Source organism: Zobellella sp. An-6 (assembly GCF_052487945.1).
This window is the reverse complement of the sequence record NZ_CP199259.1, coordinates 3910080-3931261: the sequence shown is the minus strand read 5'-3', so window position 1 is coordinate 3931261 and position 21182 is coordinate 3910080. Positions and strand designations below refer to the sequence as shown.

Here is a 21182-nt window from a genome sequence, read left to right as displayed (position 1 = left end):
CAATGTCCTGACAGCATAGCCCAGCTTGGCGATGGCGGAGCCATTCAAGCCGGCTTCTGCGTCAATCCGGGTCCGGCCTGTGCCACAGCCGGCGGCCCATGGCAAAGGTGGCGGTGATGTTCAGGGTGTCGGGATCGACCAGCAGCAGATCCGCGTCCAGGCCCACCGCCAGCCGGCCCTTGCGGCCCAGCCCGAGGATGTCGGCGGGATTGCGGGTCACCACCGGCAGCACCTGCTCGGGCGATAAGCCCTCTCGGGTCATGGCCAGTACCGCCTGTTGCCAGATGCTGTCGATGCGGCCGGCCTCCAGGCCGAGCAGGCGGCCTTCTGCATCGAAGCGGGGCAGGCTGGCGTTGGCATCGGAGCTGAAGCTGATGCGATCCGGCGCCACGCCCCGGCGCAGGCAGAGGGCCAGTGCCTCTGCCGCGTCCAGTTCCCCGTCGTCCAGCAACTGGGGCAGGGTGGAGGCGGTGAAGTCGATGTAGCCGCCGTCCCGGCCCCAGGCGATGGCCTCCTGCAGCAACGGTCGGCTGCGGTTGCAGTGGGTGGGGTAGAGCTGGCGCCGGGGCAGGTCGGTCTGCTCGACCAGCCGGCGCAGGGGCGTCAACCCTTCCCGGCCGTCGCCCAGGTGGAACAGGGCCACTCCCTGCTTGCCCGCCAGCAGGCCGCCCACCCTGGCCTGGGCCACGGTTTCCGCCAGCGCCTGATGGCTGGGCATGGAGGAGCGGTGATCGCTGATGGCGATTTCGCCCACACCGATGATGTCCGGGAGCAGCATCAGATCCTGTTCCACCGAGCCGCTCAGGGTCTTGGCGGGCAGGTGGTAGGAGCCGGTGTACATATAGGCCGACAGCCCGGCCGCCTGCAACTCCCGCACCTTGCCCAGCAATTGGGGCAGGTTGCGGGTGATGCTGTCGGTACCCAGCGCCGCCACCAGGGTGGTAACCCCGGCACGGATGGCTTCGTCTGCATACAGCTCGGGGGTGCGAAAGCCGAAGCCGCCCTCGCCACCACCACCGATGATATGGGCCAGGGGATCCACCAGCCCGGGGATCAGCCAGCGGCCGGCGGCGTCCAACCGTTCGACCGGGCAGGGCAGGCGGATGTCGCCCGCGTCCCGTCCCATCCAGACGATCTGGCCGCCGGCCAGCAGCAGGGCGCTGTGCTCGCCGGGGACGGGGGTGAAGACGCGGGCGTTGTCGATCAGGGTAAGGGGAGCCGGGCTCCCCTGGGGTTGGTTAGTCGCCATAAATGCTGTACTCGAAATACTTGGCGTTGATCCGCTGGTAGGTGCCGTTGTCGCGCAGGGCCCGGAGGGCACCGTTGAGTTGCTCGCGCAGCTCGTTGTCCTGCTTGCGCACGGCGATGCCCATGCCCCGGCCGAACCATTTCTCGTCGGTGAACTCCGGGCCGCGGAACTCGAACCGATCTCCTCCCTCCTTGTCGAGCAGACCTTGCTGGGTGGCGGAGGCGTCGTTCAGCACCGCGTCCAGCCGCCCGGCCCGCAGATCCAGGTAGGCTTCGTCGGCGCTGCCGTAGCGCACTATGGTGACGCCGCTGCCATAGCTGTCGGACAGGAACTTGTCGTTGGTGGAGGCCCGCTGGACCCCGATGCGCTTGCCCTTCATGCCGTCGGGGCTGAGATCCAGGGCGGCGTCCTTGGCCACCACGAAGCGGTTGGGGATCTTGGCGTACTTGTCGGTAAAGCTGACGCTGCGTTCCCGTTCGGCGGTGATGGACATGGCGGCGATGATGGCGTCGTACTTGCGGGCCAGCAGGGCCGGGATAATGCCGTCCCAGTCCTGGGCCACCAGCTCGCAGCTGGCGTTGAGCTGCGAGCAGATGGCATGGGCCAGCTCCACGTCGAAACCGGCGACGGTGCCGTCGGGCTGGGTGTAGGAAAAGGGCGGGTAGGCGCCTTCCACCCCGAAGCGGATGTGCGTCCACTCCTTGGCGGCGACCTGGGCGGACAACAAGGAGGCGACGACGGCGCCTGCAATAACAGATGCTTGCATGATAGATCTCCGAATGTAAGAAAAGGCGCAGCAGGACGCTGCGGAATGCCAGGCGGGCAAGCCTTATTCGTCGAACCACTCCGACAAATAAAACGGCTTGAAGTAGAAGGCCAGGAAGTGGCCTCTGGCATTTCTCAACATGGAGACGTTATCGATCCCTGATCGCGGAAACAAAAATTAACAATCTTGTATCATTTGTCCTCGGCGCTGGCAAGCGCGGCGGCGGATTCAGTCGTGCTCGGCGATGTCCGCCATCCGGGCCTGCAACAGGGTGGCGATGGCGTCGGCGGCCAGGCCCACCGACAGGCCGCGCTTGCCGCCGGACACCAGCACATAGGGGTAGTCCGCCGCCGAGGCGTCCAGCACCGTGGTCAGTCGTTTCTTCTGGGCGAAGGGGCTGATGCCGCCCACCTTGTAGCCGGTGAGCCGTTCCGCCTTGGCCGGCGGCATCATGTCGAGCTTTTTCACCCCGGCGGCCTTGGCCAGCCGTTTGAGGTTGACCTTGCCGGAGGAGGGTACCAGGGCCACCACGGCGCCCTGTTCGCCTTCGGTGAGCAGGGTCTTGAACACCTGGCCCGGGGGCACCCGCAGCTGTTCGGCGGCATGGGCGCCGAAGTCGTCCTGGGCGGTGCAGTCGTACTGATGCAGGCTGAAGGCGGCCTTCTGTTTTTCCAGAAACAGGATGGCGGGGGTCATGAGCGTGATTTCCGTGCATAAAAAAAGCCCAGTCTGCGACGACCGGGCTCGGTTGACAAGTGTCAGCTCAAGGGCTGCGCCCTCTTACCCTTTTATATTAGCCGGTATTGCGCATGCCGGCGGCGATGCCGGCGATGGTGACCATCAGCGCCTGGTCCAGCACCGGGTGGATTTCGCCCTGCTGGCGGGAGCGCTTGAGCAGCTCGGCCTGCAGCACGTTGAGCGGATCCGTGTAGGGGTTGCGCAGCTTGATGGACTCCTTGATCCAGGGCTGGTCGGAGAGCAGTTCGGCCTCTTCCTTCAGTTGCAGGATGAGAGCCATGCTCGCCTTCAGCTCTTCCCGCAGGCGCGTGCCCAGGGGCTTGAGCGCTTCCGGCACCAGCACGCTGTCGTAGTAGGCGGCCAGGCCCAGGTCGGCCTTGAGGAACACCATCTCCAGCATGTCCAGACGGGCGCGGAAGAAGGGCCAGCGTTTGTTCATCGCCACCAGGGTGCTTTCGTGGCCGTCCGCGATGGCCCGCTCCAGCCCCTTGTGGGCACCCAGCCAGGCGGGCAGCATCAGCCGGTTCTGGGTCCAGGCGAAGATCCAGGGGATGGCGCGCAGGCTTTCCACCCCGCCGTTGGGCTTGCGCTTGGCCGGACGCGAGCCCAGCGGCAGCTTGCCCAGCTCCAGCTCGGGGGTGGCGGCGCGGAAATAGGGCACGAAGTCGGGCTCGCCGCGGATCAGCGAGCGGTAATGATCGCAGGACACCCGGGCCATGGTGTCCATCAGCTCGCGCCACTGGGGTTCGGGTTCCGGCGGTGGCAGCAGGTTGGCCTCGAGCACGGCGCTGGCGTAGAGCGCCAGGCTGTCGATGGCCACCTGGGGCAGGCCGAACTTGAAGCGGATCATCTCGCCCTGTTCGGTGACCCGCAGGCCGCCCAGGGTGGAGCCGGGGGGCTGCGCCAGGATCGCCTGGCGGGCGGGACCGCCGCCCCGGCCCAGGCTGCCGCCCCGGCCGTGGAACAGGGTCAGCTTGACCTGCTCTTTCGCGCTCAGGTTCACCAGTTGCTCCATGGCGCTGTACTGGGCCCAGCCGGCGGCCAGCATGCCCGCGTCCTTGGCCGAGTCGGAGTAACCGATCATCACGTACTGGTGGCCCTGCAGGTAACCGCGGTACCAGGGCAAAGCGTACAGCTGCTCGATCACCTCGGCACCCCGGTTGAGGTCGTCCAGGGTTTCGAACAGCGGCGCCACCGGCAGCGGGAAGTCGACGCCGGCTTCCTTCAGCAGCAGTTGCACCGCCAGCACGTCGGAGGGGGCGCCGGCCATGGAGATGATGTAGATGCCGAAGGCATCGCGGGGGTGTTCGGCGATGACCCTGCAGGTGTCCAGCACCTCCTTGGTGTCGTCCGAGGGCTGCCACTGACGCGGCAGCAGCGGCCGGCGGGAATTGAGTTCGTTGAGCAGGAAGGCCTGCTTGTCGGATTCGCTCCATTCGGCGTAGTCGCCCAGGCCCAGGTAGCGGGTGATCTCGGCCAGGGCCTGGGTGTGACGATCGCCGTCCTGGCGGACGTCGAGCTTGAGCAGGTGGATGCCGAAGCAGGCGACCTTGCGGATCACGTCCAGCAACAGGCCGTCGGCAATCAGCCCCAGGCCGCACTCGTGCAGGGAGCGGTAGCACAGCTCCAGGGGTTCACGCAGCTGCTCGGTACTGGTGATCAGATCCCGGGCGTCGGTCTTCTGGCCCTGTACCCTGGCGTTGAGGTGCATCAGGGTTTCGCGCAGATCTTCCCGCAGCCGGCGCAGCACCGCCCGGTAGGGTTCGTCGCTCTCGCCGCTCAGGATGTAGAGTTCGCGGTTGGCTTCCGACATGGACAGCTCGGACACCAGCTCCTGGATGTCGTTGAGGAACAGGGAGCTGGCCATCCAGCGGCCGAGCAGCAGCACTTCCCGGGTGACCTTGGCGGTGACGAAGGGGTTGCCGTCCCGATCGCCACCCATCCAGGAGGCGAAGCGCACCGGTGCGGCATCCAGCGGCAGGCGCACGCCCAGATGGTCATGCAGTTGCTGGTCAAGCTGGCGGATGAAGCGGGGCAGGGCGGGCCAGAGGCTGTTCTCGATCACCGCGAATCCCCACTTGGCTTCGTCCACCGGGGTGGGGCGCAGGGAGCGGATCTCGTTGCTGTGCCAGGCCTGGGCGATCAGCTGTTCAACCCGGGTCAGGATCTCCGCTTTTTCCCGCTCGGGCAGGTCCAGCTCCAGGGCGGCCAGGCAGTCGTTGAGCTGCACGTGCTTGTGGATAAAGGTACGGCGGGTCACTTCGGTGGGGTGGGCGGTGAGCACCAGCTCGATGTCCAGGGCGGCCACCGCCTCCTTGATGCGGTTGTCGTCGATGTCGGCGCCCTTGAGCCGCTCGAACACCTGGTGCATCGGGCTGGGGCCGGCGCTGCGCTGGTACTCCCGGGAAATGGTATGGAACTGCTCGGCCACGTTGGCCAGGTTCAGAAACTGGTTGAAGGCGCGGGCCACCGGCAGCAGCTCATCGTCACTCAGGTTCTTCAGGGTGCTCAGCAACTGCTGCTGATCGTCCTGGTTGCCTTGCCGGGCCGACTTGGCCAACTGGCGGATGGTCTCGATCTTGTCGAGGAAGGCCTGGCCGTGGTGAGCCTTGATGGTATCGCCCAACAACTGCCCCAGCAGACCGACGTTGGCCCTGAGTGCTGCATGATTATCCATATCTGCCTCTTTGTTAATTTATTACAAAATTATGACGCTTCTGCCACTTATCTAGCCATTTTTCCCGGTTCCGGTCAATCCCACTTCGGTATTGGCCATAAATTATGTAATTTATTTACTTAAACAGAAGCGTCCGACTAAATGTTGCAGTACCTGGACGGTGGGCGTGACGAAGGACAGATCCAGGTATTCGTCGGGCTGGTGGGCCTGGGCGATATGGCCGGGGCCCAGCACTATGGTCTGGCAGCCCAGTTGCTGGATAAAGGGCGCTTCGGTGCAGTAGTTCACCGCTTCCGCCGGGTGGCCGGTGATCTCGGCGGCGGCCTTCACCAGTTCGGCCTCCGGATCGGTGCCGTAGGCGGGGATGGGCTCGTGCAGGTGGCTCACCTCCACCGCGCCGGGGTACTGTTCCTTGATGGGTTCCAGGGCATGGTGCAGCAGCCCCATCAGTTCGTCGGGGCCGACCCCGGGGATGGGCCTCATGTCGAAGTGCAGCTCGCAGCAGGCACAGATTCGGTTGGGGCTGTCACCGCCGTGGATATGGCCCAGGTTGAGGGTGGGCTGGGGCACCTTGAAGTGGGTATTGGCATAATTTTCCCTGAGCTGGCGCTGCAGGTCGAGCAGGCGGCCCATCACCTGGTGCATGATCTCCATGGCGTTGAGGCCGTTGGCCGGATCCGAGCTGTGGCCGCTCCTGCCGGTGATACGGATGGCTTCCGACATATGGCCCTTGTGCATCATCACCGGCACCAGGCCGGTGGGCTCGCCGATCACTGCGTAGTCGGGCTTGATGGCCATGGCGCTGGCGATGGCCCGGGCGCCGGCCATGGTGGTTTCCTCGTCGGCGGTGGCGAGGATGCGGATGGGTTTGTCGAGTTTGTTCAGATCCAGGTCCTTGAGCGCTTCCACTATAAAGGCAAAGAATCCCTTCATGTCGATGGTGCCCAGGCCGTAGAGGCGGTTGCCTTCCTCGGTGACCTTGAAGGGGTCTTTGTTCCAGCGGCCCGGGTCGAAGGGCACCGTATCGGTGTGGCCGGCCAGCAGCAGGCCGCCGTCGCCTTCCCCCTTGGTGGCCAGCAGGTTGAACTTGCCGGGCAGGTCGGGCACCTGGGTCACTTCCACCTCGAAGCCGAGCTGGCTGAACCAGTCCGCCAGCAGACGAATCACCTGCTCGTTGCTCTGATCCCAGCTGGGATCCGTGCTGCTGATGGAGGGCAGGGCGATGATACTGCGGTACAGGTCCAGCAAATTGAGCGATTTCATGGGATCTCCGTCGGGAATTTATCTAATTTAAATTCAACACAATTGCATAAATATGTTTTTATTGCTAGGCTGCGAACTTGTCATTTTCCGGGTACACAGCGTAACAGATGGCCATGCATTTCCCCTCCTCACTGCAGCGACGACGACAGCCTGCCTGAACTTTTTCTCTAGGGTGACACAGGGCCCGAAAACGCGCTAGGCTGAGGCCTGCATATCTATACCAAGCTGAATCGATATTTACGGACGCGACCATGTTAAAAGCTGCAATCATTGGTGCCAGCGGTTATACCGGAGCCGAACTGGCCGGTCTGATCCATGGCCACCCTCACCTGACCCTGGCCGGACTCTATGTCTCCGGCGGCAGCCAGGATGCCCACAAGCCCTTCACCAGCCTGCATCCGCGCTGGCGCGGTGTCATCGACCTGCCGCTGCTGCCCCTGGATGACGAGGCCATCAGTCGCATCCACACCGAGGCGGATCTGGTGCTGCTGGCCACCGCCCATGAGGTCAGCCACGACCTGGCGCCCGGCTTCCTGGCCAAGGGCCTTCCTGTATTTGACCTCTCCGGCGCCTTCCGGGTGCCCGGTGAAGGCTTCTACGACCGGTTTTACGGCTTCCACCACCAGTACGGCGATTGGCTGGCCAAGGCCGCCTACGGTCTGGCGGAGTGGAACCAGGAGGCGATCAAGGCGGCCCAACTGATAGCGGTGCCCGGTTGCTACCCCACCGCCTCGCTCAGCGCGCTCAAGCCGCTGCAGCAGGCGGGGCTTGTCGCCGAGGGCACCCGGCCCATCATCAGCGCCGTGTCCGGCGTCAGCGGGGCCGGACGCAAGGCCAGCATGAATAACAGCTTCTGTGAGGTCAGCCTCAAGCCGTACGGGGTGTTCAACCACCGTCACCAGCCGGAGATCAGCCATCATCTGGGCAAGCAGGTGGTATTCCAGCCGCACCTGGGCAACTTTATCCGCGGCATCCTGGCCACCGTCTATGTCCAGTTGCAGGACGGCGTGAGCGACGAGCAGATCGCCGCCGCCTACCACCAGGCCTACGACGGCCAGAAGATAGTGCGCCTGGCCGGCCAGTGGCCCCAGATCAACGACGTGGCCGGCACTCCCTTCTGCGATCTGCACTGGGGGCGGGACGGCAACCAGCTGATCGTGGTGTCGGCCATCGACAATTTGCTGAAAGGAGCGGCCAGCCAGGCCATCCAGTGTATTAATATTCATCAGGGATTCTCGCCGGTGGCGGGTCTGATCAAGGAGTAACGAGAGATGGCAAATCAACAACCGCTGGTGATCAAGTTGGGCGGCACCCTGCTGGAAAGCGACAAGGCCCTGGCGGCCCTGTTCACCACCCTGAAAACCTTTCTGGACGAGGTGAGCCGGCCCCTGCTGCTGGTGCACGGCGGCGGCGTGCTGGTGGACAACCAGCTCAAGGCCATGGGCCTGACGTCCACCAAGAAGAACGGCCTGCGGGTGACCCCCTTCGAGCAGATCCCGGTGATCGCCGGGGCCCTGGCCGGCACCGCCAACAAGCTGCTGCTGGCCCAGGCCATCGCCCACGAGATCCCCTCGGTCGGCCTTTGCCTGGCCGACGGCGGCCTGTGCCGGGTCAGCCAGCTGGATCCCGAGCTGGGCGCCGTCGGCCAGATCGAGGGCGGTGACGCCACCCTGGTGCACAGCCTGCTGGCCGGCGGCTTCCTGCCCATCGTCAGCTCCATCGGCATCACCTTCGACGGCAGGCTGATGAACGTGAACGCGGACCAGGCCGCCACCGCCATCGCCGAGATCCTGGACGCGGATCTGGTGATGCTGTCGGACGTGAGCGGCATCCTCGACGGCAAGGGCCAGCGCATTGCCCACCTGACCGAGGCCGACGCCAATGAGCTGATGGAAAAGGACATCATCAAGGACGGCATGGCGGTCAAGGTGAAGGCGGCACTCAAGGCCACCAAGACCCTGGGCAAGCCGGTGGCCGTGGGCAGCTGGCGCTACCCCGAGCAACTGCTGTCGCTGCTGGCGGGCGAATCCGAGTACGGTACCCGGATTTCCCACTAAAGGAGGCCTTATGCAGCATTTATTGAGTATGACGGACTATAGCAAGGAGCAGATCGAACAGCTCCTTGCCTTGGCGATGGAGATCAAGGCCCATCCGGCCAAATACGCCGAGGCCCTCAAGGGCAAGAGCGTGGTCACCCTGTTCGAAAAACCCTCCCTGCGCACCCGGGTCACCTTCGACATCGGCATCAACAAGCTGGGTGGCCATGCGGTCTACCTGGACAGCCAGAACGGCGCCATGGGCAAGCGGGAAACGGTGCAGGACTTCGCCGCCAACCTGTCGCGCTGGTGCGATGCCATCGTCGCCCGGGTATTCGACCACCAGACTCTGGTGGAAATGACAAAATATGCTACCGTGCCGGTGATCAACTCCCTGTGCAACCTGTATCATCCCTGCCAGGCGCTGGCCGACTACATGACCATCGCCGAGCATTACGATGACCTGAGCCAGGTGCACCTGGCCTATGTGGGCGATGGCAACAACGTCACCAACTCTCTGTTGCTGACCGGCGCCATCCTGGGCACCACCGTCACCGCCGTGTGCCCGCGCGGGCACAACGTGGATGCCCAGATCCTGAAGGAGGCCGAGGCCCTGGCCGCGGTCAGCGGTGCCAAAATTCGGGTGACCGACAGCCTCGACGATATCGAGGGCGCGGACGTGATCTATACGGACACCTGGGTCTCCATGGGCGATAATACCCCCCTGGAGCAGGTGAAGGAGATCTTCATGCCGTATCAGGTCAACCAGGCCCTGCTCGACAAAACCGGAGCCAAACAGGTGCTGCATTGCCAGCCCGCCCACAGGGAGTGGGAAATAACTTCCGAGGTGATGGACGGCCCCGCCTCCCTGATCCTCGACCAAGCTGAAAATCGCATGCACGTCCAGAATGCCGTGCTGCTGACACTGATTAACAGGGATATTCATTAATGAGCCAATTCAAAAAAATCGTGCTGGCCTATTCCGGCGGTCTGGACACTTCGGCCATCATTCCGTGGCTGAAAGAGAACTACGAAGGCTGTGAAGTGGTGGCCTTCGTGGCCGATGTGGGCCAGGGCGCCGAAGACCTGGAAGGCGTCGAGCAGAAAGCGATCGCCTCCGGTGCCTCCAAGTGCATCGTCGCGGACCTGAAAGACGAATTCGTCAACGACTACGTCTACCCGACCCTGACCACCGGTGCCATCTACGAAGGCACCTACCTGCTGGGCACCTCCATGGCCCGCCCGGTGATCGCCAAGGCGATGGTGGAAGTGGCCCTGGCCGAAGGTGCCGATGCCATCTCCCACGGCTGTACCGGCAAGGGCAACGACCAGGTGCGTTTTGAAGGCGCCGTGGCCGCCCTGGCGCCCCAACTGGCCATTATCGCCCCCTGGCGGATCTGGACCATGCGCAGCCGTGAAGAGCTGCTGGCCTACCTGGCCGAGCGCAAGATCCCCACCACCGCCAGCGCCACCAAGATCTACTCCCGCGACGCCAACGCCTGGCACATCTCCACCGAGGGTGGCGAGCTGGAGAGCACCTGGAACGAGCCCTCCGAGCAGGCATGGACCTGGACCGTGTCCCCCGAGCAGGCCCCGGACAAGGCCGAGACCGTGTCCCTGACCGTGGAAAAAGGCCGCGTGGTTGCCGTCGACGGCCAGGCCATGAGCCCCTACCAGGTGCTGGTGACCCTGAACGAGCGTGCCGCCAAACACGGCGTGGGCCGGGTCGACATCGTCGAGAACCGCCTGGTGGGCATGAAGTCCCGCGGCTGCTACGAAACCCCCGGCGGCACCGTGATGATGGCCGCCCTGCGCGCCGTCGAGGAGCTGGTGCTGGACAAGCCGACCCGCGCCTGGCGCGAAAAGGTGGGTGCCGAGTTCTCCCACCTGGTGTACGACGGCCGCTGGTTCACTCCGCTGTGCAAGGCGCTGCTGGCCTCTGCCGAAGCCATCGCCGAGGACGTGTCCGGTGAAGTGGTGCTGAAGATGTACAAGGGCCAGGTTACCGCCATCAAGAAGCGCTCGCCCAACAGCCTGTACTCCGAAGAGTTCGCCACCTTCGGCGAGGACGAGGTGTACGATCAGAGCCATGCCGAAGGCTTTATCCGCCTGTACTCCCTGGCCAGCCGGATCAAGGCGCTGAAAAACCAGCAGAAATAAACAAAAGATGACAAAGGGGGCTGAGGCCCCCTTTTAAATAGAGAGCGGCGGGTCGACAGTCCGGCGCTTTGGTCACTGATCCGGTGCTTGACTGTAACCGTAGATAAAGAGGCAACTGGGCTACCTCCGCCGACACGCTTCAAGCACATCCCTGTGTCGCTCGACACATGCCATCCCTGGCATGTGACGGTCGGCGGAGGCAATCCCAGTTGCCTCTTTCCAGCCCCGACGCCGTCTGATGGTAGTGCCAGCAGGCGGCAGCGGAGCGATAGGGAGGAGAGCCCTTTGGTCGACAACTGCTTCGATCAACAGTCAACGAAGATTGCTGACCAAGAGACAGGCGAGCGGTTTACCGCTTGTGGCCAGGATATCTGGCAGCAAAAGATAAAGGGGGCATAACGCCCCCTGTGTTTATATAATGGCCGCACTCTGCATATGCAGCCCGGGCCGAGCCGATTTGGCCCGCCGGTCTATCACCTGTGCAACCGTCACAGGACCGAATTCAGTAATGTCGTCAAGGAGTAAAAAGGTTATGGCACTTTGGGGTGGGCGTTTCAGCCAGGCGGCAGATGCCAAGTTCAAGCAGTTCAATGATTCTTTGCGTTTCGATTATCGTCTGGCGGAGCAGGATATCGTCGGCTCCATCGCCTGGTCCCGGGCCCTGGCCAAGACCGGGGTGCTGACCAACGAGGAGCAGCAGAAGATTGAACTGGCGCTCAACGATCTCAAGCTCAAGGTGATGGAGGACCCCAACCAGATCCTGCACTCCGACGCGGAAGACATCCATTCCTGGGTGGAAGGCCATCTGATCACCGCGGTCGGCGACCTGGGCAAGAAGCTGCACACCGGCCGTAGCCGCAACGACCAGGTGGCCACCGATCTCAAGCTGTGGTGCAAACAGCAGGTGCCGCCGCTGCTGACCAAGCTGGATGCCATGCAAAAGCAACTGGTGGCGGTGGCCCGCCAGCAGCAGGGCACAGTGCTGCCCGGCTACACCCATTTGCAGCGGGCCCAGCCGGTCACTTTTGCCCACTGGTGCCTGGCCTACGTGGAGATGCTGGAGCGGGACTACACCCGGCTGCAGGACGCTTACAAGCGCATGGACACCTGCCCCCTGGGCTCCGGCGCCCTGGCCGGCACCGGCTTCCCCATCGACCGGCACGAGCTGGCTCACTCCCTCGGCTTCTCCTCGCCCACCCGCAACAGCCTGGACTCGGTGTCCGACCGGGATCACGTGCTGGAGCTGATGAACTGCGCCTGCAACTCCATGATGCACCTGTCGCGCTTCGCCGAGGACCTGATTTTCTACAACTCCGGCGAGTCCGGCTTCCTCGAGCTGTCCGACCGGGTCACCTCCGGCTCCTCGCTGATGCCCCAGAAGAAGAACCCGGATGCCCTGGAGCTGATCCGCGGCAAGAGCGGGCGGGTGTTCGGTGCCTACGCGGGCATGATGATGACCCTGAAGGCGCTGCCCTTGGCCTACAACAAGGACATGCAGGAAGACAAGGAAGGGCTGTTCGACGCCCTGGATACCTGGTACGACTGCCTGGAAATGGCCGAGATGGTGCTGCACGACATCAAAGTCAACGAGGAGAAAACCCGGGAAGCGGCCCAGGGCGGCTATTCCAACGCCACCGAGATGGCCGACTACCTGGTGTCCAAGGGCATTCCCTTCCGCGAGGCGCACCATATCGTCGGCGCCATAGTGGTGCACGCCATCGGCAAGAAGCTGCCGATGGAAGAGCTGCCACTGGAGGACTTCAAGCAGTTCAGCCCGGTGATCGAGGAGGACGTCTATCCCCGGCTGTCGCTGGAGTCCAGCCTGGCCAGCCGCTGCGCCCTGGGCGGCGCCGCGCCGGCCCAGGTGGAGTTCGCCCTCACCAGCGCCGAGCGCCGGCTGACGCAGCGTGATACCTCCGGTATCCATGTGCGCAGCGCCCGCCTCACCGATCTGGACGCCATCGAGCGCATGGTCAACTACTGGGCCAATATCGGCGAGAACCTGCCCCGTACCCGCAAGGAGCTGGTGCAGGCGGTGGGTGAGTTCGCCGTGGCCGAGACCCAGGGCCAGATCAGCGGCTGTGCCTCCCTCTATGTGTACGACACCGGCCTGGCGGAGATCCGCTCCCTGGGCGTGGAGCCCGGCTTCCAGGGCCAGGGCCAGGGCAGGGCGCTGGTGGAAAAAATCCTCAAGAAAGCCGAGGACATGGCCATCGACCGGGTCATCGTGCTGACCCGGGTGCCGGAGTTCTTTATGAAGCTTGGCTTTTCCACCACCAGCAAGACCCTGCTGCCCGAGAAGGTGATGAAGGACTGCGATCTCTGCCCCCGCCAGCACGCCTGCGATGAGGTGGCGCTGGAGATCATGCTGAAGGGCAAATCCGGCCTGATCGGCAAGGCGAAAGTTGCTTAAAAAGTCCGCGGCCGGCTTGCAACCGCCGGCCAGATCCGTATAATGCCGCTCGCTTGGTTTATTACCAGGCGAGCCGATAAGGCTCACGTCAGGTAGCTCCTGGCTCTTTACAGGCCCCCGATATGGTGGGCACCGTTGTTAAATCACACCCCCTCTTTCGAACGGAAGGGCAGGCGGTGCTGATTTTATGTTCTTTACCCAATTGGAGCTCTGGTAATGCAGAACCAAAGAATTCGTATCCGCCTGAAGGCGTTCGATCACCGCCTGATCGACCAGTCTACCGCGGAGATCGTAGAAACTGCCAAGCGCACTGGCGCCCAGGTTCGTGGTCCTATCCCGCTGCCGACGCGCAAAGAGCGTTATACCGTACTGATTTCTCCACACGTGAACAAAGATGCACGTGATCAGTATGAAATTCGCACTCACAAGCGTCTGGTTGATATCGTTGAGCCGACTGACAAAACCGTCGATGCTCTGATGCGACTGGATCTGGCTGCTGGCGTAGACGTCCAGATCAGCCTGGGCTAATAACGGAAAGAGGTTTTATCAATGGCAATCGGTCTAGTAGGTCGTAAGCTGGGTATGACCCGTGTCTTCACCGAAGACGGCGTGTCCATCCCGGTCACCGTTATCGAAGTAGATGCCAACCGTGTTACCCAGGTGAAAACACTGGAAAAGGATGGCTATGCTGCCATTCAGGTGACCACTGGCACCAAGAAAGCTAACCGCATCACCAAGCCGGAGGCGGGTCACTTCGCCAAAGCCGGTGTTGACGCGGGCCGCGGTCTGTGGGAATTCCGCCTGGGTTCAGGCGAAGGCGAGAGCATCGAAGTCGGTGCCGAGCTGAAAGTCGACATCTTCACCGATGTCAAGAAAGTAGACGTTACCGGTACTTCCAAAGGTAAGGGTTTCGCTGGCGCCGTTAAGCGCTGGAACTTCCGCACTCAGGACATGACCCACGGTAACTCCTTGTCTCACCGTGCTCCGGGTTCTATCGGTCAGAACCAGACTCCGGGCCGCGTGTTCAAAGGCAAGAAAATGGCCGGTCACCTGGGTAATGAGCGGGTAACCACTCAGAACCTGGAAGTGGTCCGCGTTGATGTTGATCGCAACCTGCTGCTCATCAAAGGTGCAGTCCCGGGTGCGACTAACGGCAACGTCATCGTTAAACCTGCCGTTAAAGCGTAACGTCTGAGGAGATAGTAATGGAATTGGTAATGAAAGACGCGCAAGGCGCTCTTGAAGTTTCCGAAACTACCTTCGGGCGTGAGTTCAACGAAGCGCTGGTGCACCAGGTTGTTGTGGCCTACGCAGCCGGCGCTCGTCAAGGTACTCGTGCTCAGAAGACCCGTTCCGAAGTGTCTGGCGGCGGTAAAAAACCGTGGCGCCAAAAGGGCACCGGTCGGGCCCGTGCCGGTACCATCCGCTCTCCGATTTGGCGTTCCGGTGGTGTGACCTTCGCGGCCAAGCCGCAGGATCACAGCCAGAAGGTCAACAAGAAGATGTACCGTGGTGCCATCAAGAGCATCCTCTCCGAGCTGGTACGTCAAGAGCGTCTGATCGTGGTTGAGAAGTTCGGTGTTGAAGCCCCGAAAACCAAAGAACTGGTTGCCAAGCTGAAGCAGTGGGATCTGAACGACGTTCTGATCGTGACTGCCGAAGTGGACGAGAACCTGTTCCTGGCCGCCCGCAACCTGTACAAGGTTGACGTGCGCGACGTGGCCGGTATCGACCCCGTTTCTCTGATCGCGTTCGACAAGGTACTGGTAACTGCCGACGCAGTTAAGCAAATCGAGGAGATGCTGGCATGATCCGTGAAGAGCGTATTCTGAAAGTTCTGAAGGCGCCGCATATCTCTGAAAAAAGCACCATGGTGGCCGAAAAGACCAACACTATCGTGTTCAAGGTCGCCAAGGACGCTACCAAGGCTGAAGTAAAAGCCGCGGTCGAGAAGCTGTTCGAAGTTGAAGTCAAAGATGTCCGCACTCTGCTGGTCAAGGGTAAAACCAAGCGTACCGGCAACCGCATGGGCCAACGTTCCGACTGGAAAAAAGCCTACGTGACCCTGAAAGAAGGTCAGGACATCGACTTCATCGGCGGTGCCGAGTAAGAGAGGAGTAATCAGTAATGGCAATCGTAAAATGTAAGCCTACTTCTCCGGGTCGCCGTCATGTGGTCAAGATCACCAACCCGGATCTGTACAAAGGCAAGCCGTTCGCCCCGCTGCTGGACAAAAAGTCCAAGACCGGTGGTCGTAACAACGCTGGCCGCATCACCACCCGTCACATCGGTGGTGGTCACAAGCAGCACTACCGTATCGTTGACTTCAAGCGCAACAAAGACGGTATCCCGGCCAAGGTAGAGCGTCTGGAATATGATCCGAACCGCTCCGCCAACATCGCCCTGGTGCTGTACGCAGACGGCGAGCGTCGCTACATCCTGGCCCCGAAAGGCGTTCAGGCCGGCGACCAGCTGCTGTCCGGCGATGCTGCCCCGATCAAGGCCGGTAACTGCCTGCCGATGCGCAACATCCCCGTGGGTAGCACCGTGCACGCCATCGAGATGAAGCCTGGCAAAGGCGCGCAGATCGCTCGCTCCGCCGGTACCTACGCCCAGATCCTGGCGCGTGAAGGTAACTACGTCACCCTGCGTCTGCGTTCCGGCGAAGTACGTAAAGTGCTGGCCGAGTGCCGCGCCACCCTGGGTGAAGTGGGCAACGCCGAGCACATGCTGCGTCAATTGGGTAAAGCCGGTGCTCAGCGCTGGCGTGGTGTTCGCCCGACCGTACGTGGTGTGGCGATGAACCCGGTAGACCACCCGCACGGTGGTGGTGAAGGTCGTACCTCTGGTGGCCGTCACCCGGTTACTCCTTGGGGTAAACCGACCAAGGGCGCCAAGACCCGTAAAAACAAGCGTACCGACAAGTTCGTGGTACGTCACCGTAACAAGTAATAGTTTTTTAGAGGTATCACCATGCCACGTTCTCTCAAGAAAGGTCCGTTTATCGACCTGCACTTGCTGAAGAAGGTAGAGAAAGCGGTGGAAAGCGGGGATAAAAAGCCAATCAAAACTTGGTCCCGTCGTTCAATGATCATTCCGAACATGATCGGTTTGACCATCGCTGTCCATAATGGTCGTCAGCACGTACCTGTCTACGTTTCCGATGAAATGATCGGTCACAAGCTGGGTGAATTTGCACCGACTCGTACTTATCGTGGCCATGCCGCCGATAAGAAGGCCAAGAAGCGTTAAGGGGTAACAGATGGAAGCTATAGCTAAACACCGCTTTGCTCGTACTTCTGCCCAGAAGGCGCGCCTGGTAGCCGATCAAGTTCGCGGTCTGTCCGTAGACAAGGCACTGAATGTCCTGGCTTTCAGCCCGAAAAAGGCTGCCGTTCTGGTGAAGAAAGTTCTGGAATCTGCCATTGCCAATGCCGAGCACAATGAAGGTGCGGATATCGATGAGCTGAAAGTGGCCAAGATCTTCGTTGACGAAGGTCCCACCATGAAGCGTATTCGTCCTCGTGCCAAGGGCCGCGCGGACCGTATCATGAAGCGTACCAGCCACATCACTGTGGTTGTGTCCGACCGCTAAGAGGCTAGGAGATAAGCAATGGGCCAGAAAGTACACCCGAATGGTATTCGCTTAGGGATCACCAAGCCTTTTAACTCGACCTGGTTTGCGAATACCAAGGACTTCGCTGACAACCTGCACAGCGATTTTCAAGTACGTCAGTACCTGAACAAGGAACTGAAAAACGCCTCCGTTTCTCGGATCGTGATCGAGCGTCCGGCGAAGAGCATCCGTGTGACCATTCACACCGCTCGTCCCGGCGTCGTGATCGGCAAGAAAGGCGAAGACGTGGAAAAACTGCGCAAGCACGTAGCCACCCTGGCTGGTGTGCCTGCTCAGATCAACATTTCCGAAGTGCGTAAGCCTGAGCTGGATGGTCAGCTGGTAGCCGATTCTATCGCCTCCCAGCTGGAGCGCCGCGTGATGTTCCGTCGTGCCATGAAGCGCGCCGTTCAAAACGCCATGCGCATCGGCGCCAAAGGCATCAAGGTGGAAGTGAGCGGTCGTCTGGGCGGCGCTGAAATCGCGCGTACCGAATGGTACCGTGAAGGTCGTGTGCCTCTGCACACCCTGCGTGCCGACATCGACTACGCAACTTCTGAAGCATCTACCACTTACGGCATCATCGGCGTAAAGGTTTGGATCTTCAAGGGTGAGGTACTGGGCGGCCTGCAGGCCGTTGCCCAGGAGCCGCAAGCCCCGGCCAAGCCCAAGCGCAAAGGCCGCGGTAAGTAAGGAGACTCGGACATGTTGCAACCAAAACGTACGAAATTCCGTAAAGTCCACAAAGGCCGTAACCGCGGTGTGGCGACCTCAGGCAACCAGATTTCCTTTGGTTCCTTTGGTCTGAAGGCGACTACTCGTGGACGTATCACTGCTCGTCAGATCGAAGCAGCCCGTCGTGCGATGACTCGTCACGTCAAACGTCAAGGCAAGATCTGGATCCGTATTTTCCCGGACAAGCCCATCACCGAAAAGCCCCTCGAAGTACGTATGGGTAAAGGTAAGGGTAACGTGGAGTACTGGGTTGCCCAGATCCAGCCGGGTCGTGTCCTGTACGAGATGGACGGTGTACCTGAGTCACTGGCTCGCGAAGCCTTTGCACTGGCGGCTGCCAAGCTGCCCGTTAGGACCACTTTCGTAACTCGGACGGTGATGTGATGAAAGCACAAGATCTGCGTGAAAAGAGTGTTGAAGAACTGAACCAGGAGCTGCTGGGCCTGCTGCGCGAGCAGTTCAACCTGCGCATGCAAGCAAGCACCGGTCAGCTGGCTCAGACCCACAACCTCAAAAAGGTACGTCGCGACATCGCGCGTGTGAAGACTGTTCTGAACCAAAAGGCAGGTGCCTAAGATGAGCGAACAAAACATTCGTACTCTGCAGGGCCGTGTAGTGAGCGACAAGATGGACAAGTCCATCACTGTGGCTATCAACCGCTTCGTGAAGCACCCGATCTACGGGAAGTACATCAAGCGCACTACCAAGCTGCACGTTCATGACGAGAACAACGAGTGCAAGACCGGCGACGTCGTGACCATCCGCGAGTGTCGTCCGATCTCCAAGACCAAGTCTTGGACCCTGGTAAAAATCATTGAGCGTCCGGTGAAAGCCTGACGATCTCTGGTATACTTACCCCGCAAACGGCCCAGCGATGGGCCGTTTGTTTTTTACCCTACCTTTTCCGGATTCATGGTGATATAATGCCGCGCCTTCTTTGGCAGCCAACATCCCGAAAAGGGTTTTAAAGTAGTCACTTTAGCGGAGCACTAACATGATCCAAATGCAAAGTATGCTGGACGTGGCCGACAATTCCGGTGCGCGCAGCGTAATGTGTATTAAGGTCCTGGGTGGTTCGCACCGCCGTTACGCCGGCATCGGCGACATCATCAAAGTTACCGTCAAGGAAGCGATTCCGCGCGGTAAGGTTAAAAAAGGTGATGTAATGAACGCGGTGGTCGTACGCACTCGTAAAGGCGTTCGTCGTCCGGACGGCTCTGTCATCCGTTTCGACCGTAATGCGGCCGTGATTTTGAACAACAATCACCAGCCGATCGGTACTCGTATTTTTGGACCGGTGACTCGTGAACTTCGCTCTGAGAAGTTCATGAAGATTGTTTCACTGGCACCTGAAGTACTGTAAGGAGTCAAACGATGGCAGCAAAAATCCGTCGCGATGACGAAGTCATCATTCTTACCGGCAAAGATAAGGGCAAGCGTGGCACCGTCACCAAGGTCCTGACTCAAGAAGGTAAGGTTATCGTCGCAGGTATCAACCTGGTCAAGAAACACCAGAAGCCCGTGCCCCAACTGGGTCAGGCTGGCGGTATCGTCGACCTGGAAGCACCGATCGACGTGTCTAACGTTGCGCTGTTCAACCCTGCCTCCGGCAAGGCTGATCGCGTTGGTTTCCGGATTGAAGACGGCAAGAAAGTCCGTTTCTTCAAATCCACCGGCGAACTTGTGAAGTAATTGGAGTTTATACGATGGCGAAACTGCATGATTACTACAACGAAAATGTAGTAAAAGAACTGACTAGCCAGTTCGGGTACAAGACTATCATGCAAGTCCCTCGGATTGAGAAAATCACCCTGAACATGGGTGTGGGTGAAGCCCTGGCTGATAAAAAGATCCTGGACAATGCCGCTGCCGATCTGGCGGCCATTTCCGGTCAAAAGCCGTTGATCACCAAAGCTCGTAAATCCGTTGCTGGCTTCAAGATCCGTGAAGGCTACCCCATTGGTTGTAAAGTAACTCTGCGCGGCGAGCGCATGTGGGAGTTCCTGGAGCGTTTGATTTGCATCTCTATCCCCCGGATCCGTGACTTCCGTGGCCTGAACCCGAAATCGTTCGATGGCCGTGGTAACTACTCCATGGGTGTACGCGAGCAAATCATTTTCCCTGAAATCGATTATGACAAGGTAGATCGTGTGCGTGGTCTGGACATCACCATCACTACCACTGCCCAGTCAGACGAAGAAGGTCGTGCTCTGCTGGCTGCCTTTGACTTCCCATTCCGTAAGTAAGGTGTAGGGTTATGGCAAAACAATCAATGAAAGCTCGCGAAGTCAAGCGCGCAAAGCTGGCTGACAAGTACGCAGCCAAGCGTCAAGCACTGAAAGACATCATTTCTGACGTGAAAACTTCTGACGAAGCGCGTTGGGAAGCGGTGCTGAAACTGCAGCAACTGCCCCGTGACGCAAGTCCCTCTCGTCAGCGTAACCGCTGCAACATCACCGGTCGTCCGCACGGTTTCCTGCGGAAGTTCGGTCTGAGCCGCATCAAGGTGCGCGAACTGATGATGAAGGGTGAAATTCCGGGCCTGAAGAAGGCTTCTTGGTAAGCGAACACGGGAGTAATACACAATGAGCATGCAAGATCCGATCGCGGATATGCTGACCCGCATCCGCAACGGTCAGGCAGCCAACAAAGTTGCTGTCACCATGCCTTCTTCCAAGGTCAAAGTGGCTATCGCCAAAGTCCTGAAAGAAGAAGGTTACATTGCTGACTTTAATGTCGTTGGTGAAACCAAAGCCGAGCTGGAAGTGACCCTGAAGTACTTCCAGGGCCAGCCGGTGGTTGAAATGATCCAGCGCGTCAGCCGCCCTGGTCTGCGCATCTACAAGAAGCGTGACGAGCTGCCGAAAGTCATGGCAGGTATGGGTGTTGCCATCGTTTCCACGTCTAAGGGTGTGATGACCGACCGTGCCGCGCGTAAAGCCGGTATGGGTGGTGAGATCATCTGCTACGTTGCTTAAGGAGTAGGATATGTCTCGCGTTGCTAAGGCACCTATCGAAATTCCTGCCGGCGTAGAAGTGACGTTGAACGGTCAGGAAATCACCGTCAAGGGTGGCAAGGGTACTCTGAATCGTACCATCAATGCTGCTGTTGAAATCAGCCAGGAAGACAATCTGTTGAAGTTCGCACCCCGTGGCAATGCCGCCGGTGCCAACGCCCAGGCCGGTACCGCCCGTGCTCTGGTCAACAACATGGTTGTGGGTGTTACCCAAGGCTTCGAACGCAAGCTGCAGCTGGTTGGTGTAGGTTATCGCGCCCAGATGAAAGGCAACGCCGTTGCCCTGTCTCTGGGTTTCTCTCACCCGGTTGAGCATGCACTGCCTGACGGCGTGACCGCTGAATGTCCTTCCCAGACCGAGATCGTTCTCAAGTCTGCCGACAAACAGCTGATCGGTCAGGTTGCTGCCGATATTCGTGCGTACCGCAAGCCCGAGCCCTACAAGGGCAAAGGTGTTCGCTACTTTGGCGAGCAGGTTCGCAGTAAAGAGGCCAAGAAGAAGTAAGGTAACA

The 21182-nt window shown here is 60.5% G+C and carries 27 protein-coding genes; 22 read left to right on the top strand and 5 right to left on the bottom strand.

What is annotated here, in order from left to right; all coding sequences use genetic code 11:
• Positions 1 to 61 precede the first annotated feature (61 nt).
• The 5 genes from iadA to argE all read right to left on the bottom strand — a co-directional run bounded on the left by iadA (position 62) and on the right by argE (position 6693).
• Entirely contained in the window at positions 62 to 1249 is a 1188-nt protein-coding gene (gene iadA, locus ACT7DK_RS18445; RefSeq protein ID WP_445401712.1) for a beta-aspartyl-peptidase, read from the bottom strand.
• Entirely contained in the window at positions 1239 to 2015 is a 777-nt protein-coding gene (locus ACT7DK_RS18440; RefSeq protein ID WP_445401710.1) for an ABC transporter substrate-binding protein, read from the bottom strand. The genes iadA and ACT7DK_RS18440 overlap by 11 nt, the downstream gene beginning before the upstream one ends.
• Positions 2016 to 2243: 228 nt before the next feature.
• The gene (ybaK, locus tag ACT7DK_RS18435) at positions 2244 to 2711 is read right to left on the bottom strand and encodes a Cys-tRNA(Pro) deacylase (protein WP_445401708.1); all 468 of its coding nucleotides are present in this window, start codon (positions 2709 to 2711) and stop codon (positions 2244 to 2246) included.
• Positions 2712 to 2808: 97 nt separating this feature from the next.
• Positions 2809 to 5430: a phosphoenolpyruvate carboxylase gene (gene ppc, locus ACT7DK_RS18430; protein WP_445401706.1), complete on the bottom strand. Its 2622-nt coding sequence runs from the start codon at positions 5428 to 5430 to the stop codon at positions 2809 to 2811.
• Between the two features lie 111 nt (positions 5431 to 5541).
• A complete protein-coding gene (gene argE, locus ACT7DK_RS18425) occupies positions 5542 to 6693 on the bottom strand; it encodes an acetylornithine deacetylase (protein WP_445401704.1) in 1152 nt (383 codons plus the stop codon).
• A 251-nt stretch (positions 6694 to 6944) separates the two neighbouring features.
• Here argE and argC point away from each other — a divergent pair, with 251 nt between their 5' ends.
• From argC to rplF, 22 genes are all read left to right on the top strand, one after another.
• Entirely contained in the window at positions 6945 to 7958 is a 1014-nt protein-coding gene (gene argC / locus ACT7DK_RS18420) for an N-acetyl-gamma-glutamyl-phosphate reductase (RefSeq protein ID WP_445401702.1), read from the top strand.
• Between the two features lie 6 nt (positions 7959 to 7964).
• The gene (gene argB / locus ACT7DK_RS18415) at positions 7965 to 8750 is read left to right on the top strand and encodes an acetylglutamate kinase (protein ID WP_445401700.1); all 786 of its coding nucleotides are present in this window, start codon (positions 7965 to 7967) and stop codon (positions 8748 to 8750) included.
• A 10-nt stretch (positions 8751 to 8760) separates the two neighbouring features.
• Positions 8761 to 9678, top strand: coding sequence for an ornithine carbamoyltransferase (locus ACT7DK_RS18410; RefSeq protein ID WP_445401698.1), 918 nt, complete (start codon positions 8761 to 8763; stop codon positions 9676 to 9678).
• Positions 9678 to 10889 (top strand): argininosuccinate synthase, encoded by a 1212-nt coding sequence (locus tag ACT7DK_RS18405; RefSeq protein WP_094039349.1) that lies wholly within the window; start codon positions 9678 to 9680, stop codon positions 10887 to 10889. Before ACT7DK_RS18410 ends, ACT7DK_RS18405 begins: the two co-directional genes overlap by 1 nt.
• A 532-nt stretch (positions 10890 to 11421) precedes the next feature.
• The gene (gene argH / locus ACT7DK_RS18400) at positions 11422 to 13302 is read left to right on the top strand and encodes an argininosuccinate lyase (RefSeq protein ID WP_445401696.1); all 1881 of its coding nucleotides are present in this window, start codon (positions 11422 to 11424) and stop codon (positions 13300 to 13302) included.
• Between the two features lie 216 nt (positions 13303 to 13518).
• The gene (rpsJ, locus tag ACT7DK_RS18395; protein WP_013343788.1) at positions 13519 to 13830 is read left to right on the top strand and encodes a 30S ribosomal protein S10; all 312 of its coding nucleotides are present in this window, start codon (positions 13519 to 13521) and stop codon (positions 13828 to 13830) included.
• Positions 13831 to 13851: 21 nt separating this feature from the next.
• Complete coding sequence (rplC, locus tag ACT7DK_RS18390; protein WP_445401693.1) at positions 13852 to 14490, top strand: 50S ribosomal protein L3; 639 nt, start codon at positions 13852 to 13854, stop codon at positions 14488 to 14490.
• Between the two features lie 17 nt (positions 14491 to 14507).
• Positions 14508 to 15113: a 50S ribosomal protein L4 gene (rplD, locus tag ACT7DK_RS18385; protein ID WP_094039352.1), complete on the top strand. Its 606-nt coding sequence runs from the start codon at positions 14508 to 14510 to the stop codon at positions 15111 to 15113.
• Positions 15110 to 15412 (top strand): 50S ribosomal protein L23, encoded by a 303-nt coding sequence (gene rplW / locus ACT7DK_RS18380; protein ID WP_071473729.1) that lies wholly within the window; start codon positions 15110 to 15112, stop codon positions 15410 to 15412. The genes rplD and rplW overlap by 4 nt, the downstream gene beginning before the upstream one ends.
• 17 nt (positions 15413 to 15429) lie before the next feature.
• Entirely contained in the window at positions 15430 to 16254 is an 825-nt protein-coding gene (gene rplB / locus ACT7DK_RS18375; protein ID WP_094039353.1) for a 50S ribosomal protein L2, read from the top strand.
• A gap of 21 nt (positions 16255 to 16275) precedes the next feature.
• Entirely contained in the window at positions 16276 to 16554 is a 279-nt protein-coding gene (gene rpsS, locus ACT7DK_RS18370; protein ID WP_008486816.1) for a 30S ribosomal protein S19, read from the top strand.
• Between the two features lie 10 nt (positions 16555 to 16564).
• On the top strand, positions 16565 to 16897 hold the full coding sequence (gene rplV, locus ACT7DK_RS18365; protein ID WP_094039354.1) for a 50S ribosomal protein L22: 333 nt from the start codon (positions 16565 to 16567) through the stop codon (positions 16895 to 16897).
• A gap of 18 nt (positions 16898 to 16915) precedes the next feature.
• A complete protein-coding gene (gene rpsC / locus ACT7DK_RS18360; protein WP_096780101.1) occupies positions 16916 to 17611 on the top strand; it encodes a 30S ribosomal protein S3 in 696 nt (231 codons plus the stop codon).
• A gap of 12 nt (positions 17612 to 17623) precedes the next feature.
• Positions 17624 to 18037: a 50S ribosomal protein L16 gene (gene rplP / locus ACT7DK_RS18355; RefSeq protein WP_094039356.1), complete on the top strand. Its 414-nt coding sequence runs from the start codon at positions 17624 to 17626 to the stop codon at positions 18035 to 18037.
• The gene (gene rpmC, locus ACT7DK_RS18350) at positions 18037 to 18228 is read left to right on the top strand and encodes a 50S ribosomal protein L29 (RefSeq protein WP_094039357.1); all 192 of its coding nucleotides are present in this window, start codon (positions 18037 to 18039) and stop codon (positions 18226 to 18228) included. Before rplP ends, rpmC begins: the two co-directional genes overlap by 1 nt.
• Position 18229: 1 nt before the next feature.
• Positions 18230 to 18490 carry a 30S ribosomal protein S17 gene (rpsQ, locus tag ACT7DK_RS18345; RefSeq protein WP_094039358.1) on the top strand — a complete coding sequence of 87 codons (261 nt, stop codon included), beginning with the start codon at positions 18230 to 18232 and terminating at the stop codon, positions 18488 to 18490.
• 157 nt (positions 18491 to 18647) lie between these two features.
• On the top strand, positions 18648 to 19016 hold the full coding sequence (gene rplN, locus ACT7DK_RS18340; RefSeq protein WP_014290674.1) for a 50S ribosomal protein L14: 369 nt from the start codon (positions 18648 to 18650) through the stop codon (positions 19014 to 19016).
• Positions 19017 to 19027: 11 nt separating this feature from the next.
• Positions 19028 to 19345, top strand: a complete 318-nt coding sequence (gene rplX / locus ACT7DK_RS18335; RefSeq protein ID WP_445401688.1) for a 50S ribosomal protein L24 — start codon at positions 19028 to 19030, stop codon at positions 19343 to 19345.
• Between the two features lie 14 nt (positions 19346 to 19359).
• Positions 19360 to 19899, top strand: coding sequence for a 50S ribosomal protein L5 (gene rplE, locus ACT7DK_RS18330; protein ID WP_094039360.1), 540 nt, complete (start codon positions 19360 to 19362; stop codon positions 19897 to 19899).
• Between the two features lie 11 nt (positions 19900 to 19910).
• The gene (gene rpsN / locus ACT7DK_RS18325) at positions 19911 to 20216 is read left to right on the top strand and encodes a 30S ribosomal protein S14 (protein WP_445401685.1); all 306 of its coding nucleotides are present in this window, start codon (positions 19911 to 19913) and stop codon (positions 20214 to 20216) included.
• A gap of 22 nt (positions 20217 to 20238) precedes the next feature.
• Positions 20239 to 20631 (top strand): 30S ribosomal protein S8, encoded by a 393-nt coding sequence (gene rpsH, locus ACT7DK_RS18320; protein ID WP_445401683.1) that lies wholly within the window; start codon positions 20239 to 20241, stop codon positions 20629 to 20631.
• Positions 20632 to 20641: 10 nt separating this feature from the next.
• The gene (gene rplF / locus ACT7DK_RS18315; protein WP_445401681.1) at positions 20642 to 21175 is read left to right on the top strand and encodes a 50S ribosomal protein L6; all 534 of its coding nucleotides are present in this window, start codon (positions 20642 to 20644) and stop codon (positions 21173 to 21175) included.
• Positions 21176 to 21182: the final 7 nt, after the last annotated feature.

Coding starts and splice junctions, on each gene's coding strand:
- ACT7DK_RS18410 (WP_445401698.1), top strand. CDS start 8,761: ATGCAGCATTTATTGAGTATGACGGACTATAGCAAGGAGCAGATCGAA.
- rpsC (WP_096780101.1), top strand. CDS start 16,916: ATGGGCCAGAAAGTACACCCGAATGGTATTCGCTTAGGGATCACCAAG.
- rpsS (WP_008486816.1), top strand. CDS start 16,276: ATGCCACGTTCTCTCAAGAAAGGTCCGTTTATCGACCTGCACTTGCTG.
- rplX (WP_445401688.1), top strand. CDS start 19,028: ATGGCAGCAAAAATCCGTCGCGATGACGAAGTCATCATTCTTACCGGC.
- rplE (WP_094039360.1), top strand. CDS start 19,360: ATGGCGAAACTGCATGATTACTACAACGAAAATGTAGTAAAAGAACTG.
- rplN (WP_014290674.1), top strand. CDS start 18,648: ATGATCCAAATGCAAAGTATGCTGGACGTGGCCGACAATTCCGGTGCG.
- ACT7DK_RS18440 (WP_445401710.1), bottom strand. CDS start 2,015: ATGCAAGCATCTGTTATTGCAGGCGCCGTCGTCGCCTCCTTGTTGTCC.
- argB (WP_445401700.1), top strand. CDS start 7,965: ATGGCAAATCAACAACCGCTGGTGATCAAGTTGGGCGGCACCCTGCTG.
- ybaK (WP_445401708.1), bottom strand. CDS start 2,711: ATGACCCCCGCCATCCTGTTTCTGGAAAAACAGAAGGCCGCCTTCAGC.
- rplD (WP_094039352.1), top strand. CDS start 14,508: ATGGAATTGGTAATGAAAGACGCGCAAGGCGCTCTTGAAGTTTCCGAA.
- rplF (WP_445401681.1), top strand. CDS start 20,642: ATGTCTCGCGTTGCTAAGGCACCTATCGAAATTCCTGCCGGCGTAGAA.
- rpsH (WP_445401683.1), top strand. CDS start 20,239: ATGAGCATGCAAGATCCGATCGCGGATATGCTGACCCGCATCCGCAAC.
- iadA (WP_445401712.1), bottom strand. CDS start 1,249: ATGGCGACTAACCAACCCCAGGGGAGCCCGGCTCCCCTTACCCTGATC.
- ppc (WP_445401706.1), bottom strand. CDS start 5,430: ATGGATAATCATGCAGCACTCAGGGCCAACGTCGGTCTGCTGGGGCAG.
- rpsN (WP_445401685.1), top strand. CDS start 19,911: ATGGCAAAACAATCAATGAAAGCTCGCGAAGTCAAGCGCGCAAAGCTG.
- ACT7DK_RS18405 (WP_094039349.1), top strand. CDS start 9,678: ATGAGCCAATTCAAAAAAATCGTGCTGGCCTATTCCGGCGGTCTGGAC.
- rplV (WP_094039354.1), top strand. CDS start 16,565: ATGGAAGCTATAGCTAAACACCGCTTTGCTCGTACTTCTGCCCAGAAG.
- rplB (WP_094039353.1), top strand. CDS start 15,430: ATGGCAATCGTAAAATGTAAGCCTACTTCTCCGGGTCGCCGTCATGTG.
- argH (WP_445401696.1), top strand. CDS start 11,422: ATGGCACTTTGGGGTGGGCGTTTCAGCCAGGCGGCAGATGCCAAGTTC.
- rpsJ (WP_013343788.1), top strand. CDS start 13,519: ATGCAGAACCAAAGAATTCGTATCCGCCTGAAGGCGTTCGATCACCGC.
- argE (WP_445401704.1), bottom strand. CDS start 6,693: ATGAAATCGCTCAATTTGCTGGACCTGTACCGCAGTATCATCGCCCTG.
- rpsQ (WP_094039358.1), top strand. CDS start 18,230: ATGAGCGAACAAAACATTCGTACTCTGCAGGGCCGTGTAGTGAGCGAC.
- rplC (WP_445401693.1), top strand. CDS start 13,852: ATGGCAATCGGTCTAGTAGGTCGTAAGCTGGGTATGACCCGTGTCTTC.
- rpmC (WP_094039357.1), top strand. CDS start 18,037: ATGAAAGCACAAGATCTGCGTGAAAAGAGTGTTGAAGAACTGAACCAG.
- argC (WP_445401702.1), top strand. CDS start 6,945: ATGTTAAAAGCTGCAATCATTGGTGCCAGCGGTTATACCGGAGCCGAA.
- rplP (WP_094039356.1), top strand. CDS start 17,624: ATGTTGCAACCAAAACGTACGAAATTCCGTAAAGTCCACAAAGGCCGT.
- rplW (WP_071473729.1), top strand. CDS start 15,110: ATGATCCGTGAAGAGCGTATTCTGAAAGTTCTGAAGGCGCCGCATATC.